Here is a 23,997-nt window from a genome sequence, read left to right as displayed (position 1 = left end):
TCCCTAGAATCGCAAGCCACGGCGCAGCGGGTGCGGTAGCCCGCTATCGCGACACGACGGCACCGCCGGATTGGCCTATCATCAAGGTTTTTTCCACTGATGAATGATCCTGATGACTGTCCGCAGCCTCTCTAATGAACTTGCAACCAGCGACATGCTCGAAATCGATGGCCTGCATGCCTTTGACTTCGAACTCGACGACCAGAAGCTGTCGATCAAGTGCATGGATGGCCGCGTTGAAAAACGCTGGTCCTTCAGCCTGGCGCAAGTGCAGGCCGCAACCTTTGATGAAGCCTTGCAAAGTTGGACCCTCACCGGTGATTCGGGCGAGCACCGCCTGGTGTGCATGGCCGCCTTCACCGGCAACAATAACGACGAGGAAGACGAGCATGATGATGCGTAAATTCTGGCCCCTGCTGATGGCCGGCAGTGTCGGCGCGATGTCGGTACAGGCCGCGCCGGCCGACACTTATGAACTGTTGGTGGGCAGCTACACCGCCGGCACCAGCCAAGGCATCTACCGGTTGCAGTTCGACAGCCGCACCGGCCAGTTCCAGGGCGAGCCGGTGCTCGCGGCCAAGGCAGCCAACCCCTCGTGGTTGACGGTGTCCAAGGACCAGAAGCATCTGTTTGTGGTGAATGAAAACGGCCCGGGCCAGAAAGACCCGGTGGGCCGTGTGAGCAGCTACAGCATCGACCCGCAGAACCATCAGCTGACTCTGGTCAACCAGGTGCAAAGCCTGGGCAATGAGCCTACGTATTCCAGCGTTGCGGCTGACGGCCGTTACCTGTTCGTGGCCAACTATTCGGTGTTGGAAGACCCGGGTGGCAGCCTGGCCGTGCTGCCGGTGGACGCCAGTGGCAAGCTGTCGGCGCCGGTGCAGTTGAGCGGGCACCCGGCCAGCCGCGTGAACCCTGAGCGCCAGGCGTCCAACCATGTGCATTCGGTGGTGTCGTCGCCGGATGGCAAGTACGTGTTTGTGCAGGATCTGGGGGCGGACAAGGTCTTTGTCTACCACTACGACCCCAAGGCCAACCACGAACTGCCGCTGACCCCGGCCGATCCAGCCTTCGTGCAATTACCGCCAGGCAGCGGTCCGCGTCACTTGCTGTTCAGCGCCGATGGCAAGCATGCCTGGCTGACCACCGAGATGAGCGCCCAGATCGCCGTGTTCGACTACCACGACGGCAAGCTCAACCAGACTCAACTGCTCGATTACGCCGCCGGGCAACCGGTGTCCGACAAAGCCGGTGCCGCGCTGCATGCGTCCAGTGATGGCAAGTTCCTCTATGTGAGCAATCGCGGCACGGCCAATCAACTGCTGGTGTTCAGCATTGACCCGGCGACCGCGCACCTCAAGGAGCTGCAGCGCCGCTCCGTTGAAGGCGATCACCCGCGCGAGTTCAGCCTGGACCCGAGTGGCAAGTTCCTGCTGGTGGCCAACCAGAAAAGCAATGCAATCGTAGTGGTCGAACGTGACCCCAAGACCGGCCTGCTGGGTAAAACCGTGCAGAAACTGGCGATCGATGCACCCAGCGACCTCAAGTTTCTGGTGCGTCAATAAGCCACAGGCCCCGCACGGCGGGGCCTGACTCCTTGTATTAATTCTATTAATAGCGGCTACTGTTTCAAAGCATTTCTAAGGTTTAGCCCTCGGGCGTAAGTTGGGTTCCAAGGCCTTCCCCGGCCACTCAACCAAACGAACACAAGGGTTACCGACATGAACTTGAACCTCTTCTCCATCATCGCCGCGTCCGCTGTTTCCGCCACCGTAGCCTTGCCTGCTGCCGCCAGCGTGGACGTTGCCGGTAAAAAATCCAGCACCAGCGCCTACACCCAGAAATACCTGCAACAAAGCGCCAACTTCTACGCCGCACTGGACCACAAGACCCAACACTGATTGCCAGGCAACACAGATCAAATGTGGGAGCTGGCTGTCCTGCGATGAACTCAACTCGGTGAATCAGTTGGACCGAGTCGTCAGCATCGCAGGCCAGCCAGCTCCCACATTTGATTGTGTGGATGGCAGGTTATGGTGTGTTGGCAAGTGATGGTTGTGGTTGTCAGGTGATGGTGTGCTGGCAGGTGATGGTTGTGGTTGTCAGGTGATGGTGTGCTGGCAAGTGATGGTCGTGCTTGTCAGGTGATTGGGTGCTGGCAGGTGATGGTGTGGTTGTCAGGTGACTGGGTGCTGGCAGGTGATGGTTGTGCTTGTCAGGTGATGGTGTGCTGGCAGGTGATTATGGGGTTGGCAGATCTATTGTGGCGAGCGGGCTTGCCCCGCGTTGGGCTGCGAAGCGGCCCCATTGCAAGCGCCCGGGTTTGACCTGACACACCGAGGCGCCGGGTCCTGGGGCTGCTGCGCAGCCCAACGCGGGGCAAGCCCGCTCACCACAAGAAGCGAGCTCACCCCAAGAGGTCCTTTCACCATGAGAGGCGAGCTCACCCCCTAAGAGGTCCTTTCACCATCAGAGGCCAGCTCACCCCAAGAGGTCCTTTCACCATGAGAGGCCCTTTCACCCCAAGAATCCCGCTCCCGCATTTTGATCTGCGCTCAGCCTGAAGGTTTTGCCATTACTGCTGCAAACAGCGGCGACTCCAGAAAGCGTTGCAACCAGGTTTGCAGCCTGTGATAAGGAGTACCGGCAAACCACTCGCGATCCACATGGGCAAACTGGCGCACAAACGGTGCCAGTGCGACGTCGGCCAGGCTTAAATGCCCGGCCAGCAAGTAGTCATTTTCCGCCAGCAACCCCTCCAGCTGCTGCAAAAACACCTCGCCTTCGGCCCGATAGTGTTCCATCGGCTGCTGCGGGTAGCGTTCGGCATACTTGTATCGATTCAAGTGATGTTTGAACACCTGGTCATTCTCGGCAATCAGTTCCAGCACCCGCGGGTCACCCCCGAGCAACCAATCCTCAGGGTCATGCTGCGCCAAGGCCCATTGCATGATCTCCAGGCTTTCCTCGATCACCCGACCGTCGACGCACAGCACCGGTACCGTGCCCTTGGGCGATAGCGCCAGCATCGCGGCCGGCTTGGCCTTGAGGCTCACCTCGACGATCTGCACCGGCACGCCGCAATAGCGCAACGCCAACCGCGCCCGCATGGCATACGGGCAGCGCCGGAACGAATACAGCAGCGCCTCGCTCACTTGACCTCCAGGGTGCTCAAGCCATTGCCCTGGCGCTTGACCTGGATCTGCACCGGGATGCGTTCGTGCATCTCCTGCACGTGGGAGATCACCGCGACTTTGCGGCCCTGGGCCTGCAGGCCATCGAGGGCGTCCATCGCCAATTGCAGGGATTCGGGGTCGAGGCTGCCGAAGCCCTCGTCGATAAACAGCGACTCGATCTTCAACGTACTCGACGCCATCGATGCCAGGCCCAGCGCCAGGGCCAGCGACACCAGGAAAGTCTCGCCGCCCGACAGTGAATGCACCGAGCGCAGTTCATCACCCATTTCCGTATCCAGTACCAACAGGCCGAGCATGCTGCCGCCGCGCTTGAGGCGATAGCGGCGCACCAGTTGGCGCAATTGCACGTTGGCGTGGTGCACCAGCAGGTCGAGGTTGTAGGTCTGGGCGATCTTGCGGAAGGTGTCGCCGTTGGCCGAGCCGATCAGTGCATTCAGGCGGGCCCAGCGTTGCCATTCGTCATAGGCCCTGGCGATCTGCTCGCCGAGGGCATGGTTGGCGTCCTGGCGGCGCTGGTCTTCGGACTGGCGCGCGCGCAGTTCGGCGCAGTGTTTCTCGCCCTCGGCCAGTTGCTGGTTGAGCGCGGCCAGGGTGCTGTCGAGGTGTTCGGCCTCCAGGTTGCCGTTGTGCAGGGCCTGGTGCTCGGCGAGGCGTTGCTCGCGTTCCTGCAGCAGGACCTTGGCCTGTTCGACGGCTTTTTCGCTGTGCTGCAGCTGTTGGCGCAGCGCGTTGATGTGCGCCTCGTCGAGGGCCAGCAAACGGGCCAGGCCTTCGTCGTCCAGTTCGGGGTGCAGCGCGCGCCAGGCCTGCAGGCGCGTGGCGAGACCCTGTTGCTCGGCTTGCAGCGCCTGCTGGCGTTCCTGCTGGGCCTTGAGGTCGGCGGCCAATTGGATCAAGGCGTCGCGCGTGTCCTGCAGTTGCTGGTTGGCGTCGGTTTCGCTCTGGCGTGACTGCGCCACCGCCTGGTCGAGTTGCTGCTGCCAGTGTTCGGCGCTGGAGTGCTCGCCGAGCAGGGCGCTGAGTTTTTCTTCGGCGGCCTGCCGTTGTGCGGCCAATTCCGCGACCTGCTGGAGCAGGGCGTCGAGCTGCTGCTGGCGATGTTGCTGGTGGGTTTGTTCTTTTTCGATGGCCTGCTGGCGCTCCTGCTGCTCAGCCAGTTCATCGCGCTGATGGCCCAGTTGCTCCAGGCGTTGGCTGACCTGCTGGTCCAGCTGCATGAACGTCGCGGCCGGTTCGCGGCGCAAGCCTTCGAGGGTATCGGCGGGCAACACGCTGGCGAAGGCGTTGAGTTCTTCGTCGAGGCGCTCGCGGTCGTTGGACAGCTCGCGCTGTTGGTCCACCAGCAACTGGCGGGCCTGCTGGCTGGCATCCTGGGCTGCCTGCAGTTGTTGCTGCAGGCGGCCGGCGTTTTGTTGCAGGTTGAGCAGGGCGCCTTGGCGCTGTTCGTCCTGGGCGATGTTCTGGGTCAGTTGGCTGAGTTGCTGGGTCAGCCAGTCGCTGCGCTTGGCCGTGTCCTGATTGAACAGCGCGGCCGCCAGCGGATGCGCATCCAGGCTCGGCTTGAGGCCTTGCTGTTGGCTGACCACCTGCTCCTGTTGTTGCAGGAATTCCTTTTGCTGGGCAATCAGGCCGCCGACTTCGCCGCGCAGCTCGGTGAGTTTTTCCTTGAGCGTGTCGACGGCTGTCTGCGCCGCCGCCTCTTCGCTGTCGTCATGCCGACCGAGGCTTTGCAGCAAGGCTTCGGGCTTGTGATACGGGTGCTCATGGCTGCCGCACACCGGGCACGGCTGGTCATCCTGCAACTGCTCGCGCAACTCCTCGACGCTGGCACTGCGGGCCAGGCGCTGGCGTTCCAGCAATTGCTTGGTCACCGTCAGGGTTTGCTCGGCGACGGTCAGCTCGGCCTTGGCTTGCAGGCCGGCCTGGTTCAGTCGTTCGCGTTGTTGCTGGGCGTCCGCGAGTTTTTGCGTCAGCGCGCGGGCCTGCTGGTCCAGCTGTTGCTGGCTGTCCCACAACCGCGTGAGGTCTTCAAAGGCGCGCTGTTGCTTGCGATTGTCCTGTAGCAGGCTGGCCAGCAATTGGATCTGCTCGGCCACGGCATGGGGTTCGGCACCCGCTTCCTGATACAGCAGGTCCAGGGCGTCGCGTTGCTCGGCGAATTTTTCTGCGGCGCGGGTGGCCCGCTGTTCCAGTTGCGGCAGTTCGGCCTGGCCTTTGTTCAGGCGATTGCCAATCAGCATCAGCTGTTGCAGACGGTCGCGATAGGCGCTCCAGGCATCGCTCAGCGGCGCGAGGACGGCGCTGCGCTCAAGCTCGGCGGCCAGCCGCTGCAGGCGCTCGGCAACGTGGGTGTGCTTGTCCTGCAAGCCCTTGAGCAACGCCTGGCCTTCGGTGCAGGCGGTTTCTTGCTGGAGTTTGTCTTCGGTGCGCTTGGCCAGGTCCTTGGTCAAGTGGGCGAGGGTGTTGTGTTCGGCGAAGGCTTGCAGCAGCAGCGGGGCGGCGTCAGCTTGCTGCTTGAGGGCCTCGGCCAGCGCGGCGTGCGCGGCCGCCTGCTGCTGGAGTGCCTGCTCCTGGCGGGTCTGCAGCTCGGCCTGTTGCGCCAGATGCGCCTGAATCTGCGCGGCCAAGGGCGTGAGCAGATTGTCGAGTTCGGCCTGGCGCGCAAAGTGGTGGCGCTGCGGCGCCAGCTGGTCCAGGCGGCTCAGGTCCTGGCGTTGCGGGCCCAGGCTGTCCCACTCGGCCTGCGCGCGCTGCAATTGCTCGGTCGCGCTGAGCTGGCGGTCTTGCCACTCACGCAGCTCCTTGAGCCAGGTGTGCTGCAGTTCCAGCTGCTTGAGTTGCGCCTGTTGCGCCTTGAACTGCTGTTGGGCAGCGTCGAATTGCTCGTCGAGTTCGGCGCGGGCCTCGCCGGCCAGGGGCACCACACCGGTGGCCTGGTCCTGCAGGTGTTTGTGCGCGTCCTTGGCTTCCTTGGCCTTGTCGAACGCGCGGCGACCGAGCTGGGTGTAGAGCGCGGTGTCGGTGAGCTTTTCCAGCAGTTCGCTGCGCTCGTTGTCATTGGCCTTGAGGAACGCACTGAATTCGCTTTGCGCCAACAACACGGCGCGGGTGAACTGCTCGAAATTCAGGCCCAGGGCCAATTCCAGCTGGGTCTTGTATTCGGTTTTCTGGCTGGCCAGCAGTTGGTCGCTGTCGAGGTCGATCAGGCTTTGGCGGCTGTTCTGCAACTTGCCGCTGGCCTTGTCGCGGGCGCGATTGGCTTCCCAGCGCGCGCGATAACGACGGCCATTGACGCCGACGAAATCCACCTCGGCATAGCCGCCGCCGGTACCCCGTCGGACCAGGGTGCGCGGGTCACCGATGGAAATATCCGTGTCGGCGTCCGGCATCTTGGCCTGGCCGGTATCACCCAGGCGTGGCACCGCGCCAAACAGCGCCAGGCACAGCGCATCGAGCAGGGTACTTTTACCCGCACCGGTCGGCCCGGTGATTGCGAACAACCCGGCACTCGCCAGCGGCTCGGCGGTAAAGTCGATCTCGAACGGGCCGGCCAGCGAGGCGAGGTTTTTCAAGCGGATGGCAAGAATCTTCATGGCTGTTCCCCCGCGTGTTGCACTTCCTGGAGCAGCACGGCGAAATCCTTCAAGGTCTGTTCATCCACCTCGCTGCCGTAGCTGTCCTGCCAGGCGCGGCTGAACAGCTCCTGGGGCGTGAGCTGGTCGAGTTCGACCAGGCGCTCTTCGTCGGTGTCGTCACTGCCGCGCTTGCCTGCATAGTCGGCGGCGATGCGCACCAGGCGCACGGCCTTGCCTTGCAGCGCGGTTTCGATTTGCTGGCGCAGGTCCGGTTGCGGTTCGTCGAGGCGCACGCGCACTTCCAGCCACGGATGGCGCTGCGTTTCGGCGAGCAGGTCGATGTCGGGCAAATCCGCCAGCTGTTTGAGGATGTCCGCCAGTGGCGCGGCCTCCAGGCGCTGCAGGTTGACCGAACGCGGGATCAGGAGCGGCTCGACACTCACCAGGCACTGGCCCTGGAAGGTCACATCGAGAATCTGATGCTTGTAGCCGATTTCGGAAAAAGACAGCGGAATCGGCGAGCCGCTATAACGAATACGCTCTTCGCCATTGACCCGTTGCGGCTTGTGCAAATGGCCGAGGGCCACATAGTTCACGCTGTTATCAAACAAGCTGGCCGGCAGCGCCTCGGCGTTGCCGATGATCAGGCTGCGCTCGGAATCTTCCGACACCGAACCGCCAGCCATGTGCGCGTGACTGATGGCTATCAACGGCTGGCCTTTTTTGCGTTTGGCATTGGCCGCCGCGATCAACCGTTCATGCACCTGGCCAATCCCCCGCAGGTAATCGTCACCGAGGTGGGCGCCGGTGACTTCCGCCGGGCGCAGAAACGGGAGCGCCAGGCACCAGGCGGCGACCTTGCCGTTGGCGCCGGGCAGCGGGATCAGCAGGCGTTCGGCGTCCAGCTCGCCATCCTCCAGCCACAACACGCGGCCCAGGGCATGAGTGCGCAGGCGCCGCATCAACGGGGCGGGCAGTTCGATGCGCGAGCCGGAGTCGTGGTTGCCGGCGATCATCACAATGGTCAGTTTCGGGTTTTGTTCGTGGGCGCTGATGATGAAGTCATACAGGCGCTCCTGGGCCTTGAGCGGCGGGTTGACCGTGTCGAAGATATCGCCGGCGATCAGCAGCACATCCGGGTGCTGGGTGCCGATCTGGCGCAGCAGCCATTCAAGGAAGCAGGCGTGTTCGAAGTCGCGTTCCTGGCCGTGCAGGTTTTGGCCAAGGTGCCAGTCGGAGGTGTGGAACAGACGCAAGGCGAACTCCGTGGGGAAGATGAAGAGGAGGGGGAGTTTACCTGTAAATGGCGCGATTCTTTCACCCTCCGAATGCTCAACGGTGAACGTCAGGCGGGTTCGCCCTGGAAACCTCTGACTCAGGGGGAGAGATAGCGCATGGCCACAGACGCTATTCGTATCGTTTGTCGGCGCAGGACGGCAGTTGTTATTGCGTACATACGTGCTTGTTTCAATCTTGAATCATCAGATGAACGGTCGCCTCACCTGTTAAATATGACAGTAGACAGTCCATTTTCGGCAGCGCTTACTGTCTGTGCGTGTTTAGAGCAGGACAATATTCAACTTCATTATCCCAAAGACAATGGCGAAGGGCTGGTGCGTGAACGTGGTGAGGATCTGATTATTCGCGCGGTGACTGAGTCTGAGGGTTAGTGTGATTTTCTAATAACTGAGGCTTATCTCATGTCAATTCCTGTAGCAACTAATGTGACGATTATCGGTGAGGCCGTTGCGGGTGCAGTGGTCCGCGGTAGTTATTTTTACGTTGATGATGTTCCCGAGCAAAACTCTATCTATCGCTGGTATATAGACGGCGTTAACTATCTCACTGCCAGAAGCCTCGACTTTCAAATCCAGGCCTCCCTCAGCGGGGCAAAAATCAGGTTTTCGGTAACGCCGATGAACGCCGATGGTGAAACCGGTATAGAAACTTTTTCGATGGAGATTGCCGTCGTAAACGGCTATCAAAATATCTCCGACGAAGAGCACCGTAATAGTTTTATGTCACAACGCGGTCATTGTTCTTATTATGTGCCCGACCCTAACGATAAAGTTTTCGTCGCGAGTGCGTTGGCTTTTTCGCTGACCGACGGCAAAACGCAAAGTGTGCATGTTAGAGGACGTGCTGATCATGCCGGTCAACCGCCACAGGCAATACGCGATTACCTGAAAAACAATCCAGCCACGCGTATGTTCTCGACCGAACGGGATTTTGCTGCACTGGTGCCGGTCTTGGGCAGTACCAAGCGGCTGTTATTGTGGGGGACTAATATGGACAATATTCCCCCGCAACTGGATTTGAATAACATTAAGTACGTGTATAGCAATCGCACCGCAGTGGCCTTTATTTACGACAATCCGGCGCCAGGGAAAAACACCATCGGTGCCTTTGGCAACGCCGCGAATGGCGGGGTGGTACCAGAGGATATTCAACGCAAACTGCTCTTCGATCTGCCCAAGGCAATCTATGCAACGGAATCTGCATTTTCAGTCGTCACTCTCAAGGGGAACGTCTATGCCTGGGGAAATGCTGCGGCCGGAGGCAGTATCTCGCAGGCGGCTGAGAACTATTTGATGGCGATGAAGGTTGAGCGGATTGTCAGCACTGCCGGTGCGTTTTGCGCCATTGGTCCGCAAACCGTCAATGACCCTGAAATCAAACACGTCGTGGCGTGGGGTGACGCAGCCAACGGCGGGCAAATCTCTTCCGAGGTCCTGACGTACATCCTTGACCAGGACGGTGTTGAGCAGGTGGTGGCTAACCGCAATGCATTCTGCGCCATTACCAAATACCGCAGAAGAGCGATCAGTTGGGGCGCTGCAGCCTATGGAGGCACCATGAATGAAGATGCCAAAAGACTCGCTGCCGGCGGCAATATCCTGTTATGCCGGGGGTCTGCCTGGGCGTTCTGCATGTTCAATAACTCCGGGCTGTCCGCCTCTTGGGGCCAGGCGGGTTACGGTGGGCTTGCCGGTCAAGACGATGGGCAAGAAAACGATGCGGGGAAAGTCTTTGAAAAAAGCGGAGAAAAGTACCGCATTGAAGCGCTCTTCGACGATATGCACGTCAACGATTGGTATCAACAACATCGCTCGCCGACACGCCACAACGCCACCTGTGATCCAAGTGCTACCCCAGGTGCCAACTTAGGCGAAATTGTCACCCCTAATGGCATCATCAGCCTTTACTCCAATGACTCCAGCTTCTTCATGGTTGCCAAGGAATCCGATGGGAGTACCAAGGATCTGTTTTCGTGGGGCCAGCCCACGGGAGGTGGCGCTATTCCACCCGCCACCCGGCAAGTGCTGATGGGCAGTCTAATAACGGATGTGCACTGCACGAATGGCGCCTATGGCGTGATTAGCACACAAGGCTCTGCCAGTGGCGCGGTCAACGCATTTGGCGGTGGCACTGCTTATCAGGATGCAGGTGACGTTCCGGGTGAACTGCAAGAGTACATGAGGGCAAATGTGAGTGGGTTGTACGCGTTGAAGTTCTTGCCGCCTTATGCCCCTACCGGCGCACGATCAGCGTCAGCCTTCGCCGCCAGGCGAACAGATGGACAGTACGTGGTGTGGGGGGGCGGAACAAGTGTGACGGATGAGTTGTATAACCCGGTCGATTCATGAGGGCGTACGTTTTGGACGGCGCTCAGCGGCTTGCGTTTTTGAAGGCCGTTGCGGAGGGCTGCCAACACTTTTTATTCCCAGAGTTGGAGAGTCAGTCATGAGTAACGTGAAGAAAAAGGCGGTTGTTGATGCAGTCCCCACTGCCAGTGAAGTGCAGGTTCTGGGCGATATCTTAGTGCACGCCACGGTGCGTGGTTTTTATCGGTATGACGCGAATGGTGCCAGCCATGAAGGGCTGTCAAGCTTTTATTGGTACCTTAATGGGCAACGCCTGGAGGCGGAAGGGCAGCGGGACTTCAACATCAGGCCTTCCGATGAGGGTAAGTATCTGCAGTTTTCGGTGGTGCCTGTTGACTCGAATAACGTAGCAGGCAGCGAATATTTTTCGCCTCAGTACCTAATTGTTTCAGGCTTCCAGGGTATATCGGACGAGGAAAACGAGTGGTGTTATTTAAAACAGCGCGGTAATTTTTCATTTCACGTCCCGGAACCCGCAGACAGGCTGTTTGTTTCCAGCGGTGGGGTGTTCGCGTTGCTTGAGCCCACCAGCGGCGATGTTCATTTGGAAGGACAGACCGGCTGGGGGTTGCCTGTGCCGCCCGCGATCGTGAACTTTCTAAAGAATAATAAAGCGATAAAGTTGTTTTCGGCAGAGTTCAGTTTTGCCGCCTTGGTGAGTGTCGGCAGTACCAATCAATTATTATGCTGGGGCAACACCGTTCCCCCCACGGCGCCTATTCTTCGGGGCGTAAAGTCGGTTTACAGCACCCGAAGTGCGTTTGCCGTGATCCATGACAATCCTGCTCCAGGCGCAAACAGTATTGCTGCGATTGGCCCGGTTAATAATCCGGCCTCGACGGTGCCTGACCAGATCCAGCGAGAGTTGTGGTTCGACCCGCCCGAAGCCATCTACGCCGCAGACGATGCATTTGCGGTGCGAACTCGAAACGGCAGGGTGTATGCCTGGGGGCAACCCAATAATGGCGGCAACATTCCGCCCGATGTGCGCGCGCAACTGGATGCGATGTTTGTGACTCGAATAGTCGCGTCGGCGGTTTCGTTCTGCGCCATCGGAAGAGATGGCGACATTGCGGTGTGGGGTGCCGTCGACGGTGGTGGAACCATTCCCTCTGACAGATTGCTCAGAATCCTTGACGATGGTGGCGTGCAATCGGTTATTGCTGCGACGGCATCGTTCTGTGCCATCACGCGAGATAGGCGTAGAGCGGTCAGTTGGGGCAGGGCTGCTGAAGGCGGCGATATGAATGCCAGCGCCGCTGCACTCGCCGCACGTGGCAACATCATTTTGTGCAGGTCCGCACGTTGGGCGTTTCTGATGGCCAACAGTAGCGGCCAGGCGGAGGCTTGGGGAGCGCCTCAATATGGCGGCGCGCCCTTGACGGCTCAAGAAAAAGACAGCTACAGACAGGTGATCGAGGGTGCAAACGCCGAACCGGGTTATCCTCGCCGGCGGGGCGAAAGCGCCGAAGCGCCGAGACTGCGCAGGAACGTTTCGTCCTCGGCGATCATTGTCGACGGTAATCTCAGCCTGTATGGCAACGATGTCAGCTTCTTTTTACTGAGCCGTCGTGATGACGGCACCACCAACGCTATTGTGCTGACAGGGCTGAACACCCATGGCGGGACAATGGACCCGGCGGTGCGCCAGATACTGATGGCCAGCCTGATTCGTGATGTCTACTGCACCAATGGTGCGTACGGCGTTATCACTACGCAGGGAGGTACCGACGGGGCGGTATCCGTCTGGGGAGCCACACTGGCGATGGAAGATGCCGGTGAGATTCCTCCAGAGCTGTCTGAATACCTGCTCAGCGGGGTAACGGAGCTGTACTCTATCAAGCGTTTCCCCTACGTGGTCCTGCCACCGCCACCTCCTCCTAGGCCTCCGCATACTGATCCTTCCTTTGCAGCACGTCGCGTCGATGGTACTTACGTATTATGGGGCGGGAATGTCAGGAACCAGTATTTCGACCCGAGGGCTGCACGCTAGCGCTGCTCTTTATCCAGTCGCCCACATAAACAACCCGCGCATGTCGCGGGTTGTTTATGCGGGCAGGTTGGGCATTTTCACCTATGCGAGGTGGCTCACTGCACGAGGGCTACCTCCCGTATTTGGATCTGGTCCATGAAAAAGGTGCTGGTTGCATTAATAGAGAACGCTATTTTTGCCTGCAGTGTTTGTGTGGGCGGGGTCGCAGCCGTTGTAAAGATATGGCTGAACTTCTCCCAATTGCGGTCCGGGGTCATGATCCTCGTAACCGTCGTGTCACCTAAGCTGATCTTGGCTGTCGTCTGGGAGGCACTACCGGTGGTTTTGCAATAGAAACTGACTTCGTATCGGGTGGCTGCCTTCAAGTTTTCAAAGGTTTTCTGTATGCCGGGCTCAATGGCTTCAAAGTTGCTTTTGGTTGCGCGCCAGACGACATTTTCGGCGCCCTCAATCATCAGGTCTCCCTTGCCGTTGACGCTGTTCATCCAGCCGTTCCAGTTGAAGTTGTAGAAGTCGGTCAGGTCGCGGAAATAATCGACCCGGACGTTGTAGATTCGCGTCGGGAAGGCTACGGCCAAGGCTTTACTCAGGCTTTGAGAGAATCCGACCCATACCTGGATGGTCAGCGAGGATCGGTCCATGAGCCGCTGGAGAGCCTCGATGGGGGTTGGCGGTTGCAGTCCGCCGATAGCGTCAGCCTCGCCCAGGCGGTGGGATATATAGGTCATCTCGTGATAGGCGTCGCCGTTGTTCAATGTTCCGTGGTATTCCATCCAGATACGGCTGTCGGGATGAATGAACGGCCACACCGATGTCAGGGTGCGAGCCCCGGCTACCAACTGCGAAAGTACCAGGTCAACGGCGTCGCCGACGCCCTGGATAAACGGGGTGGGCAATCCGGTCAGCGGCAGCAGTTCCAGATTCAATATTTCCGATTCGTAGGGAATGGCACCGCGGAAAAAATGGTACTGCACGCTGATGCGGTTGCCGCCTTCGCGAATACCTTTGGCGATAAACTCACTTGGGATCGGGGCGCTGACCTCGTTGGTGACGGGGTCGCCCTGTACGTCTGTGGCGTAGCTACCAATGCCATCCGGGCTGAGCCAGTCGACAAAAATTCGATCGGTCGCGTGCATCGGCCGGAATTTCAACAACACGTTCGCGCCCGACAAGGCTGCCAAGGGGTCGAGACGGTCCGGGAAGCGTTGGGCTTCAGCGACTTCCGGAGGCTCCAACTCGACACCCGGGCCAACGGTGAGGTTCAGCACCTCCGAGCGCAACACCTGCCGGGGGGGGCCGACGCGTTCCAGGCTGTAGCTGATGCGCAGGCTGCCGTTGAGGTTGAAGTCGAGGATGGTGCGGCTGACCGGGAATGCCAGGGACCGGCCGGCCGTTGCGGGGTTGATCACGATGGTGCCATCGGCCGAGCCGCCAAGAGCCGAACCGACGCAGCTCCAGTGGTACACGTTGCCGTCTTGGGCCCCGAGGTAGGGCAAGGTCAGCACTACGTCAGGTCCGATGATGTGGTCCGGGTTGATATTGTTGCCTTCGGTACCTTCCAGTTGTGGCAGTGGCATGTCAGCGACACGCTCGCCCACTTGGGCGCCTACCTCAGTCGATTTGCGCGGGGTGACACCGTTGGTCACCACGTAGTAGAAATAAATCAGGCCCAGGCCGTTGAAACGTTGCAGGTCCTCCTTCTTCACGCGGCGGCTGCCACCCTGGGCGCCCGCCAGTTGAGAGTCGATATAGGGGGTGCCACCGCCGCCGGGTATGCGGCGCTCGATGTGCAGGGTCTCCAGCCAGTCGGGGTCGTGCGGTTCGTAGAAAGGTATGGTGACGGTGATGTCATGGGCTGGGTCAATCAAGCCCAGTTCGATCGGGTTGATCGTCACCCCCGGCATCAATACCGGCGTGCCGATCACGGTGACGGTGTTGGTGCCGGACTGGCCCAGGGATTCGCCACTGGCGGTTTGCCAGAGGAACGACACCCGGAACGAGCCGCCGACCAATTGTTGGATAGTTTCACGGTCAACGGGCACCGTGGTCGAGCCTCGGTTGTTGTCTATCGCCGCCGGCAGCGCGAAGTCCCGCGTTGAGCCATCGGCCAGGGTGGCGAACAGGCTGACGAAAATCTGGTGCCGTGGGTTTGGCGCGGGGTTTTCTCGGACGGTGAAGACCAGTACTTCAAAGATCGAGTCGCTTTGGGTGTCGAAGTCGATCTGGTAGGACTCCTCGTCATCGACCAGGAAATTCGGTGCTTCCAGCAGGCTGGGGTCCAGTTCGCTCATCAGGATGTAAGGCTTGGAATACGCGTATTTTTCCCCGGACATGTTCTCCACCACATCCTGCACCCGAAAGCGCAAGTTCAGGGGCCCCATTAGGCCGCCCTGGAGGATGATGTCTTTACTGACGAACACCCGGATCGGTCCGCTGCCAGCCGCCTCTGCAGGGCTGACGATGTGTATGACGAAGATGCCGTCCCAGGACAGTTCGATGCGGTCGTTCTGGCGGATATGTTTATACGGTTCGATCAGGCACCACACCCCGCGTTCGGCAATAGGCGGATTGATCGTCGAGCCTTCCGGCAAGCCCTCGACGGTCATCACCAGGCCGGTATGCCACGGGCAGCCCGGGTCAGTATCAGTGCCGCCGGGGCGAGTGGTCTTGATCAGGATGGTTTGCAGCGGCGAGGTGCTCTCCTGGCCGGAGCTGGGGCGCAATACCCGGCCGTAGATCTGTATCTCGCCTTCCGGAACGTGCTCTCTGGGCACGAACAGGCCATACCTTTGCTCGTCCTCGAAGACATTATCGGCCGCTACTGGGTTAAGCAGGTCCTCCAGGTAAAGGGCGTAAAAGTCGAAAAAGTTCCAATCGAACCACTTTTCAAACACGAAGTAGGCATACGGGGTGATATGGCGGATGGCCAGGCCGTACACGCCGTTTTCCGGGTAAAGGGTGGCGTGCAGGGGGATATGGGGGTAGGCGGAAAAAGGCGGGTCGAGGTCTTCGACCCGCCGGGGGCTGTTGGCCGTTGGATTGTGGGTGTTGTAGGCCACCATGTCCTGTGACAGCAGCAGCGGTGGGGCTTCATCACCGCGGGAATCGGCGGCGGGATCAACGGGTAGATTGGACATGGAACAGACTCCTTGCTGGAGGGGATGCGCGCGGAAACGGGCGCGCATGAGGCAAGGAAAATCAGACACCCGCCGGGGGTGGGCGTCTACCTGTCAGAATTGACAGTGGCGACGGATGGTCTGTCGTCTCCTGTGGGAGCGGGCTTGCTCGCGACTGCGGTGGGTCAGTCAGTGCAGGGGGAACTGATAGACCGCCTTCGCGGGCAAGCCCGCTCCCACATTTTTGAACCGTGGCCACTGGTGCCCAGCGATGCTTCAGGGATCTGGACGCCAACCGCGTCTAGGCCAATGACGGCCATGAGCTGCGAGTCCTTCACGGGCGACGGAGTTCTGCCTCGCTTGCGCTAACCCATGTGGGAGCGGGCTAGCCCGCGAAGGCGGTGGGTCAGTCAAATCACTAGCGACTGACACGCCGCTTTCGCGAGCAAGCCCGCTCCCACATTTTTGAACCGTGGCCACTGTTGCCCAGCGATGCTTTACGGATCTGGACGCCAACCGCGTCTAGGCCAATGACGGCCATGAGCTGCGAGTCCTTCACGGGCGACGAAGTTCTGTCCCGCCTGCGCTAACCCATGTGGGAGCGGGCTTGCCCGCGAAGGCGGTGGGTCAGTCAAATCACCAGTGACTGACACTCTGCATTCGCGAGCAAGCCCGCTCCCACAGGGTTTTGTGGTCTGGCTGATTTCGGCTTACTTGGGGTACAGCGGCGGCAGGCTGGTGGTATCGGTCGCGGGATCGAGTTCACGCTCGGCCATCGGGATGGCCTTGATCGCGCGCCACAGGTCTTCGCCCAGCCAGTACTGGCCGCTCTCGCTGTACAGCGCGCCATTCAGCCCATCCAGCGCATCCGACAACGGCACAAATCGCGCGGCCATGTCCGCCAGGGTTTCCGGCTGCTGGCGCGCCCAGGCGTCCAGCGCCTGGCGCGTGGCTTGCGGGTCGTTGGCCTGGGTGGCGCGCTTGAGGTCGTCGAGCAGGGAGCGCGGGCTCGGGCCGGTTTGCGCCGCGCGCAGCACCGCCGGCTGCCAGCGTGCACGCCACCACAGGCCGAAGCCCAGCAAGGTGGTGCAGGCCAGGATCAGCGTACTCAGTTGCCACAGCCACAGGCGGCTGTCGTCCGGAGCGGTGATGATGGTCGGCGTGGCGGGGGTGTCCACCACCAGGCTCGGGTTGTTCGCCACTTGCAGGGTGCGCGCCGGCAGGCTGGTGCGTTCCAGATGGTCCTCGTGGGTGTTCCACCACACCACTTCGACGGCGGGCAACTCCAGGGCGCCGACGCGATTGGGCACCAAGGCTTCACGGTCTTCACGGCTACCGATCAGGCCGCGGTCGTTGGTCTGGTTGCCAAGCACCGGCTGGTCCGGGTAACGCCGCAGGCCGTTGATATCGGTGCTGGGCAGGGCCGGCAGTTGCGCACTGGACAAACCCTCGGCCTTGACCGTGAGGCTGCGGGTCAGCGAGTCACCGACCTGCACGTGTTCGGGCTCGGGGTTCCAGCTTTCGCTCAGGGTCAGGCTGCGTGCCGGCAGCCAGGCGGCGTCGGCGGGGTAGAGCTCCGGCTTGGGTTTGACCGTCAGCGACAGGGGCGTCGAACTCACGTGGATCAGCTTGCCGGGCTTGGTGCCCTGCAAGGTGTTTTCCTGTGGCGGGCGCGATTCCACCAGGGTCGCGCTGAAGGTCTGGGCGGGAACCTCCAGGGCGCCGCTGTGCTGCGGGTAGATCGCGTAGCGGGTTTCGATCACGCCATGGCGAATGCTGTTGATGACTTTCTCGTAGGTGCGCGACTCGCCCAACTGCTCGACCCGCGCATCCGGGATCTGCAACGGCGTGAGGCTGCTGTCGTCATACAGCGACACCGAGTGGTACACGCGCACGGTCAAGAGTGCCTGGGCCTGCACGTACACGCTGGTCTGGTCGAGGTTGGCCTCGACGAACACCGGCGCCAGTTCCGCGCTGCTGTCCTGGCTGGTGGTTTCGACCACTTGCAGGCTGATCGGCTGGGTCTTGTACTCGCCCACTTGCAGCGGCGGGATCACCACGGTGCCGTTTTGCTTGGGCAGCAGGGTGATGATCCAGCGCGTGGTGGCGTGGTTGTCGCCGCCCAGGGTGGTGAGCTGGTTGAGTTGGCGCGTGCCGCTGACTTCGAACTGCTCGTCCAGCGGCGACAGGTCGGGTTTGCCGAACTGGGTGACGTCGCTGGATTCCACCGTCAGCTCTACCGTCTCGCCGGAATTGAGGCGGCTGCGGTCGACACTGGCGACCAGGCTCGCCGCCTGGGCGTGGCCTGCCGACAGCGCGAGCAAAAGCAGTAGGGTCGTGCGGCGGCTCATCGAGTCTTGTCCTGATGTTGTTGCTGTTCGTACCAGAATTTACGCCGCAGCAGTTCGCCGGGGTTGTCCGGAATCTCCCGCAGCCACTGCTCCAGCGCCTGGCGATGCTCACCGTCGAGGCTGGCGTCGGCAGGGCGCAGTGGCGGGGTGGTGGTCTGCTCATCCCCGAGTTCGCTGCCCGGTACTTCGTTACCGCCGGGTTGTGGCGTGGCGCCGGCCTTGGTATCACCGGTGCCGGCTTCGCCCTGTCCCTGGGACGACTGCTCGCCACCCGTGGCACTTTGCCCGCTGGCGCCTGGTTGCGCAGTTTGGCCGGGTTGCGTGGTTTCGTCATCCTGGTTTTTTGCCGGTTTTTGCGGCTCGGGGTTTGCCTGCTCCTGCATCAGGGTTTCCACCAGGGCCTTGTTTTTCAGGGCCGGCTGCAGGTCGGGCTGGGCTTCCAGGGCCTGTTCGTAGGCATCGATCGCCGCCTCCAGCTCGCCCGACTTGGCCAGGGCGTTGCCACGATTGTAGTGGGCGTAGGCGTCATTGCTCTGGGCGAAACGCTTGATGGCCTCGGCATAGTTGCCGGCTTCGTACAGTGCGACGCCTTGCCATTGCGGGTCTTCGAAGTGCTCCGCGGCTTCGGCGGGGCGTTTTTTCTTCAGCAGGTATTGGCCTTGCTGGTCGGGGCGCAGCCACAGGTCCTGCAGGCCGAAGGCATAGCTGGGTTGCGGTGCGCCCAATAGCAGCAGCGGCAGGCAGAACAGCCAGCCACGCCGCCCGGCGCAGGCCGCGAGCAGCAACAGCGGGAGCAGCAGCCAATAACCCTGGTCGGCCCAAGTGTCGAGGTGCAGCAGTTGGCCGTCGTTGCGCAGGGTCTGCGGCGGGTCCAGCACGCCGAGCTGGCGCAGGTCTTTGTCGTCCAGGCGCGCGGCGCGGTAACGGCCGCCCATTTCGCTGGCGAAGGCCTTGAGCGTCGGGCTGTCGAGGCGCGGCACCAGGATCGCGCCCTGTTCGTCCTTGAGGAATTCGCCGCTTTCCTGAGTCACCGGCGTGCCTTCGCGGCTGCCGATGCCGAGGATCGACAGGCTCGGCGCCTGGCCGCTTTGCAGCAGCAGGCGGATGCCTTGGCGTTCCTGTTTGGACAAGGAAGAACCGATCAGCAACAGCCGGCCCTGGCCCAGGCCACCTTGCTTGAGCAGGCCCAGGGCTTTTTCCACCGCGAGGTCAGCGCGGTGGCCGACTTCGGGCATCAGCGAGGGGCGCAGCGCATCGAGCAGGTTGCGGCTGGTGGCCAGGTCGTCGGACAGCGGCACCAGCGTGTGGGCACTGCCGGCGTACACGACGATGGCGGTTTGCGCATCCGTGCGCGCCTGCAACAGGTCATACAGCTTGCGCCGCGCCTGTTCCAGGCGGTTTGGCGGACTGTCGGTGGCGAGCATCTCCGGGGTCAGTTCCAGCAGCACCACCAAGGGATCAGAAGGTTTCTGGCTGGACTGTTCGACCCGCTGCCAGCTGGGGCCAAGCAATGCCAGCACGGCCAGCAGCCAGGCGATGCCGAGCACCACCCACGGCGATTTGCTTTCGCGGCCATTGCCGCCGCTGAGCAGCACCGCATGAAAGGCCGGCGGCAGGATCATCTGCCAGCGCCCGGCGCGTTTTTGCCGGTGCCACAGTTGCCACAGCAGCCAGCCGAGCAGGGGCAGCAGCAACAGCCACCAGGGACGGAACCAGTGCGGCCACAGGTCGATCATCGACGCCTCCGCAGACGCAGGCGTTTGAGGCGCTGGCGCCATTCGGGATGCTGCTGCAGGAAACGCCCGCGGGTCGACAATTTGTTCAACAACCGTTGCAGCGCGTTGTTCGGCCAGCGTTCCTGGATCACCAGCAGCATGCTCAATACCAGTGCCAGCGCCAGCGGCGCGCTGTACAGCGCGAGTGCCGGGCGGGCCTGGGTCGGTTGCTGTTCGACCGGTTCGAGTTTGTCGAGGGTGTCCTTGATCGCTTGCAGCTCTTCGCCGTCGCGGGCGCGGAAGTACTGCCCGCCGGTGGCCTCGGCAATCGCCTTGAGCGCGGGCTCATCGAGATCCAGACTCGGGTTGACGCCGAGGATGCCCAGCGAGCCGGTTTGCTCAGGGTCGGCGCCGATGCCGATCGGGTAAATCTTCACGCCTTCTTCAGCGGCCAGGCGCGCGGCAGTGAGCGGGTCGATCTGCCCGGCGTTGTTGGCGCCGTCGGTGACCAGGATCAGCACGCGGCTTTGCGCCGGGCGCTGGCGCAGGCGTTTCAAGGCCAGGCCGATGGCGTCGCCGATCGCGGTGTTCTTGCCGGCGATGCCGATGCGCGCCTCGTCCAGCCAGGTGCGCACGGTGTGGCGGTCAAAGGTCAGCGGCGCCTGCAGGTAGGCCTGGCTGCCGAACAGGATCAGGCCGACGCGATCACCTTCGCGCTCTTCCAAAAAGTCGCCGAGCAGATGCTTGACCAGGCTCAGGCGGCTGACGTCATCGTCCTGCCAGTGCATGTCGGGAAAATCCATCGAGCCGGACACGTCCACCGCCACCAGCAGGTCGCGGCCGCTGGCGGCGATTGGCAATGGCTCGCCGAGCCATTCCGGGCGCGCGGCGGCGGTCAACAGCAGCAGCCACAGGACCACGAACGGTGCCTGTTGGCGCCAGCCCGGCAGATTGACACGGGCACGGCGCCGGGCCAGGCCTTCGAGGTCGCTGAGGTAGCTGACCTTGAGGGCCGGCTCGCCGCTGTCGGCCACCGGCAACACCAGGCGCATCAGCCACGGCAAGGGCAACAGGATGAAGATCCACGGCCAGGCGAACTCAAACATGTTTGCGAATCCAGGTGTCGACGGCCTGGGTGAGGCCGGCGATGGCCTTGTCGTCGAGTTTGCATTCGGGTTTGTAGGCGCCTTCGACCAGCACCATCCAGCGCGTCAGGCCGGCGGCGGGGCAGCGGTTGTCGAGGAATGCCAGCCATTTGCGGCCGTTGAGGGTGTGGCTTTGGCTGTAGGGGTAGTCGTTGCGGCACAGGCGCTTGAGCAGGCCGTTGAGTTGTTGCAGCCAGGCACCGGCAGGGGCGCCGTCGTAGGGCTTGGGCATCAGCGCCAGCTCCGCCAGGGCGGCGATGCGCAACGGATCCAGTGGTTGTTCGGCGCGCGCCACAGGACGCCGCGCAGGCAGGAAACGCCGCAGCGACCACAGGCCCCAAGCGAGCAACGGGATGATCACCAGCAACAACCACCAACCCGGCGCAGGCGGCCAGAAGCCGATGCTCGGCGGCGCGATCAGCGGTTGCAGCTGGTCGAGGCTACTCATTGCTTTTTAACCGGGCGTTGAGGGTTGAGGTACTCGCGCAGTTGCTCGACCATTTCGCTCTGGGTGCTCAGGGGCATCAGCAGGATGCGCAGTTTTTGCGCGAGCAGTTCCCAGCGGGCGATGCGCGCTTCGGCCTGGGCCTTGTAGGCCTGGCGCAGGTCGAAGTTCAGCGTGTCCAGCTCCAGCTGCGCGCCGCGTTCGGCAAAGCGCAGCAGCCCGGCGGCGGGCAGGGCGTGGTCGAGCGGGTCGGAAATCGGCAACAGCAGCAGGTCGCAATGGCGTGACAACAGACTCAGTTGTTGTTCCGCGCCTTCGGTCAGCGCGCGCTCGTCGCAAATCACGATAACCAGGCTGCCCGGGCGCAGCACTTCGCGGCCCCGACGCAGGGCCATGCCCAGGGCGTCGGCTTCCGGGCGGCTTTCGGTGTTGAGGCTCTGATTGACACGCACCAGGCGGTTGAGCAGTTGCAGCAGGCTTTGCTTGCTGCGTCGCGGCTTGATTTCGTAGTGCTCGCTGTCGCCGAACACCAGCCCGCCCACGCGGTCGTTATGCCCCAGCGCGGCCCAGCCGATCAGGCTGGCGGCCTGGGCGGCGAGTACCGACTTGAACATCTGCCCCGAGCCGAAAAACAGCCGGCAACTTTGCTCGACCATGATGAAAATCGGCCGTTCGCGTTCTTCGTGAAACAGTTTGGTGTGGGGCTCCTGGGTGCGTGCGGTGACGCGCCAGTCGATGGTGCGCACATCGTCGCCGGCCTGGTACACGCGCACCTGGTCGAAGTCGACACCGCGCCCGCGCAATTTGGAGTGATGCAAGCCGATCAGCGGGCTGCGCTGGCTGGGGGTGGAAAACAGCTGCACTTCGCGCACGCGGTGGCGCATCTCAATCAATTCGCTGAGTGTGACGCGGATTCCATCGCTTGCGTTCATGGGGTTCAAGCGACGGCAACGACGTCGAGAATGCGTTGCACCACGCGGTCCTGGTCAATACCGGCCGCTTCGGCCTCGAACGACAGAATGATGCGGTGGCGCAGCACGTCGAACAGCACCGCCTGGATATCCTCCGGGCTGACAAAGTCACGTCCGGCCAGCCAGGCATGGGCGCGTGCGCAGCGGTCGAGGGCGATGGAACCACGCGGGCTGGCGCCGTAGGCGATCCACTCGGCCATCTCCGGGTCGAACTTGGCCGGGGTGCGCGTGGCCATGACCAGTTGCACCAGGTATTCCTCTACCGCATCGGCCATGTACAGGCCGAGGATTTCCTTGCGCGCGGCGAAGATCGCCTGCTGGCTGACGCGGCGCTCGGGCTTGGTCTCGCCATTGAGCGCCTCGCCGCGCGCCTGCTGCAGGATGCGCCGCTCGACGGCGGCGTCGGGGAAGCCGATCTTGACGTGCATCAGGAAGCGGTCGAGCTGGGCTTCGGGCAACGGGTAGGTGCCTTCCTGCTCGATGGGGTTTTGCGTGGCCATCACCAGAAACAGCGGCGACAGCTCGTAGGTGCTGCGCCCGACACTGACCTGGCGCTCGGCCATGGCCTCCAGCAACGCCGACTGCACCTTGGCCGGCGCACGGTTGATTTCGTCGGCCAGCACCAGGTTGTGGAAGATCGGGCCTTGCTGGAACACGAAACTGCCGGTTTCCGGGCGATAGATCTCGGTGCCGGTGATGTCGGCGGGCAACAGGTCGGGGGTGAACTGGATACGATGGAACTGCGCTTCGATGCCTTCGGCCAGCTCTTTGATCGCCTTGGTCTTGGCCAGGCCCGGTGCGCCCTCGACCAGCATATGGCCGTCGGCGAGCAGGGCGATCAGCAGGCGATCGATGAGTTTTTCCTGGCCGAGAATCTGCGTAGAAAGAAAGGTTCGCAGCGCGAGCAGCGCTTCACGATGTTCCATCGATGACGGTTCCTGGAGAGATGAGCCTGCACGTCTTGCAACAAACGACAGCCTGGGGCGCCTACTTTAATGCATGGCAGGGGGCGGCGACTAACGGCGTGACGAGTATTTTTGGGAAAACTTGTAGGAATTTTGTGTGGGCGCGCAAATTGCTCCTTTGTGCTGTGGCAATAGGGCTTATCTGGCAATAGGGTCTCTTGTGGTAATAGGGCTTTTTTTGTGGTGAGCGGGCTTGCCCCGCGTTGGGCTGCGGAGCGGCCCTAAAACCAGAGAACGCGGTCCCCCTGGGGGAATGCGGCGATCTTGATGGGGCTGCTGCGCAGCCCAACGCGGGGCAAGCCCGCTCACCACAACAGGCCCGTTCACCACACAACAAGCGCGCTCATCACAACGAGCCAGCTTGCCCGGCCACTACGTCCGGATAAACGTACCCGTGCCTTTGAGGATGTTCTGCAAGGTCGCTTCAACTTCGGCCAGGTCCGAGGCAGCAGTGCCATGGCTGATCTTCAGTTGATCCTTGCCACCCAGTGCATCGGCGTCGCCGGCAGCGAGTTCGACCAGCAATGCCGTGTCACTCAGGGTGACTTTCAGGCCGTCCAGGGTCGACGGCTCGTAGTCCCAGGTCAGCTCCACCTCGTCTTCGTCGGGGTAACGGGTGAGCATGAACATCTCGCCGTTTTTGCCGTGGCAGCAGAGCATGGCCATGTTGTCTTCTTCTTCGTCGCACGGAGTGGCCATCAGGGCGTCGGTCTTGATTTGCAGCATGGGGAATCCTGTCTGGGGTAGGGCATTGCGCGGGCAATTGTGCCATTGCGGCGAATTTTGTGCTGCATCCCGTGTCAGACCCAGTGCATGACCTGACGGGCTGAATCAGTCATTTCCGGTACTCGCGGGCGGG

At 61.7% G+C, this 23,997-nt stretch carries 17 protein-coding genes; 6 read left to right on the top strand and 11 right to left on the bottom strand.

What is annotated here, in order from left to right; translation table 11 throughout:
• The first annotated feature begins 112 nt into the window (after positions 1 to 112).
• The 3 genes from AC07OJ_RS05665 to AC07OJ_RS05655 all read left to right on the top strand — a co-directional run bounded on the left by AC07OJ_RS05665 (position 113) and on the right by AC07OJ_RS05655 (position 1,901).
• Positions 113 to 403: a DUF5629 family protein gene (locus AC07OJ_RS05665; protein ID WP_106805651.1), complete on the top strand. Its 291-nt coding sequence runs from the start codon at positions 113 to 115 to the stop codon at positions 401 to 403.
• Positions 390 to 1,565: a lactonase family protein gene (locus AC07OJ_RS05660; RefSeq protein WP_065907866.1), complete on the top strand. Its 1,176-nt coding sequence runs from the start codon at positions 390 to 392 to the stop codon at positions 1,563 to 1,565. The genes AC07OJ_RS05665 and AC07OJ_RS05660 overlap by 14 nt, the downstream gene beginning before the upstream one ends.
• 156 nt (positions 1,566 to 1,721) lie before the next feature.
• Positions 1,722 to 1,901 (top strand): hypothetical protein, encoded by a 180-nt coding sequence (locus tag AC07OJ_RS05655; protein ID WP_065907868.1) that lies wholly within the window; start codon positions 1,722 to 1,724, stop codon positions 1,899 to 1,901.
• Positions 1,902 to 2,555: 654 nt separating this feature from the next.
• Here the strand turns inward: AC07OJ_RS05655 and AC07OJ_RS05650 are convergent.
• Genes AC07OJ_RS05650 through AC07OJ_RS05640 form a run of 3 tightly spaced genes read right to left on the bottom strand, consistent with a single transcriptional unit; the run spans position 2,556 to position 8,028 of the window.
• Positions 2,556 to 3,155 (bottom strand): glutathione S-transferase, encoded by a 600-nt coding sequence (locus AC07OJ_RS05650; protein WP_282398025.1) that lies wholly within the window; start codon positions 3,153 to 3,155, stop codon positions 2,556 to 2,558.
• Complete coding sequence (locus tag AC07OJ_RS05645; protein WP_495094167.1) at positions 3,152 to 6,790, bottom strand: AAA family ATPase; 3,639 nt, start codon at positions 6,788 to 6,790, stop codon at positions 3,152 to 3,154. Before AC07OJ_RS05645 ends, AC07OJ_RS05650 begins: the two co-directional genes overlap by 4 nt.
• The gene (locus tag AC07OJ_RS05640) at positions 6,787 to 8,028 is read right to left on the bottom strand and encodes an exonuclease SbcCD subunit D C-terminal domain-containing protein (protein ID WP_065907877.1); all 1,242 of its coding nucleotides are present in this window, start codon (positions 8,026 to 8,028) and stop codon (positions 6,787 to 6,789) included. The genes AC07OJ_RS05645 and AC07OJ_RS05640 overlap by 4 nt, the downstream gene beginning before the upstream one ends.
• Before the next feature lie 138 nt (positions 8,029 to 8,166).
• Between AC07OJ_RS05640 and AC07OJ_RS05635 the strand changes: the two genes are divergently transcribed.
• The 3 genes from AC07OJ_RS05635 (at position 8,167) to AC07OJ_RS05625 (ending at position 12,430) form a co-directional block, all read left to right on the top strand.
• Positions 8,167 to 8,442: a hypothetical protein gene (locus AC07OJ_RS05635; protein WP_495094166.1), complete on the top strand. Its 276-nt coding sequence runs from the start codon at positions 8,167 to 8,169 to the stop codon at positions 8,440 to 8,442.
• Between the two features lie 30 nt (positions 8,443 to 8,472).
• On the top strand, positions 8,473 to 10,419 hold the full coding sequence (locus AC07OJ_RS05630) for a hypothetical protein (RefSeq protein WP_495094165.1): 1,947 nt from the start codon (positions 8,473 to 8,475) through the stop codon (positions 10,417 to 10,419).
• 97 nt (positions 10,420 to 10,516) lie between these two features.
• A complete protein-coding gene (locus AC07OJ_RS05625) occupies positions 10,517 to 12,430 on the top strand; it encodes an RCC1 domain-containing protein (protein ID WP_495094164.1) in 1,914 nt (637 codons plus the stop codon).
• A 95-nt stretch (positions 12,431 to 12,525) separates the two neighbouring features.
• Here AC07OJ_RS05625 and AC07OJ_RS05620 read toward each other — a convergent pair whose 3' ends face one another.
• The 8 genes from AC07OJ_RS05620 to AC07OJ_RS05585 all read right to left on the bottom strand — a co-directional run bounded on the left by AC07OJ_RS05620 (position 12,526) and on the right by AC07OJ_RS05585 (position 23,864).
• The gene (locus AC07OJ_RS05620; protein ID WP_495094163.1) at positions 12,526 to 15,567 is read right to left on the bottom strand and encodes a hypothetical protein; all 3,042 of its coding nucleotides are present in this window, start codon (positions 15,565 to 15,567) and stop codon (positions 12,526 to 12,528) included.
• A 689-nt stretch (positions 15,568 to 16,256) separates the two neighbouring features.
• Positions 16,257 to 17,897 (bottom strand): BatD family protein, encoded by a 1,641-nt coding sequence (locus AC07OJ_RS05615; RefSeq protein WP_065907885.1) that lies wholly within the window; start codon positions 17,895 to 17,897, stop codon positions 16,257 to 16,259.
• Positions 17,894 to 19,633: a tetratricopeptide repeat protein gene (locus AC07OJ_RS05610; RefSeq protein WP_065907890.1), complete on the bottom strand. Its 1,740-nt coding sequence runs from the start codon at positions 19,631 to 19,633 to the stop codon at positions 17,894 to 17,896. The genes AC07OJ_RS05615 and AC07OJ_RS05610 overlap by 4 nt, the downstream gene beginning before the upstream one ends.
• Positions 19,630 to 20,718 (bottom strand): vWA domain-containing protein, encoded by a 1,089-nt coding sequence (locus AC07OJ_RS05605; protein WP_106803625.1) that lies wholly within the window; start codon positions 20,716 to 20,718, stop codon positions 19,630 to 19,632. Before AC07OJ_RS05605 ends, AC07OJ_RS05610 begins: the two co-directional genes overlap by 4 nt.
• Positions 20,711 to 21,205, bottom strand: a complete 495-nt coding sequence (locus AC07OJ_RS05600) for a DUF4381 domain-containing protein (RefSeq protein WP_065907893.1) — start codon at positions 21,203 to 21,205, stop codon at positions 20,711 to 20,713. Before AC07OJ_RS05600 ends, AC07OJ_RS05605 begins: the two co-directional genes overlap by 8 nt.
• Entirely contained in the window at positions 21,202 to 22,134 is a 933-nt protein-coding gene (locus AC07OJ_RS05595) for a DUF58 domain-containing protein (protein ID WP_049712996.1), read from the bottom strand. Before AC07OJ_RS05595 ends, AC07OJ_RS05600 begins: the two co-directional genes overlap by 4 nt.
• 5 nt (positions 22,135 to 22,139) lie before the next feature.
• On the bottom strand, positions 22,140 to 23,099 hold the full coding sequence (locus AC07OJ_RS05590) for an AAA family ATPase (protein WP_017739127.1): 960 nt from the start codon (positions 23,097 to 23,099) through the stop codon (positions 22,140 to 22,142).
• Positions 23,100 to 23,510: 411 nt separating this feature from the next.
• The gene (locus AC07OJ_RS05585) at positions 23,511 to 23,864 is read right to left on the bottom strand and encodes a hypothetical protein (RefSeq protein ID WP_495094162.1); all 354 of its coding nucleotides are present in this window, start codon (positions 23,862 to 23,864) and stop codon (positions 23,511 to 23,513) included.
• Between the last annotated feature and the right edge of the window lie 133 nt (positions 23,865 to 23,997).

It is taken from the genome of Pseudomonas sp. GW821-FHT09C08, assembly GCF_059418125.1.
Note: the sequence above shows the minus strand (reverse complement) of the source record. Positions and strands in the feature narration are given on the sequence as shown.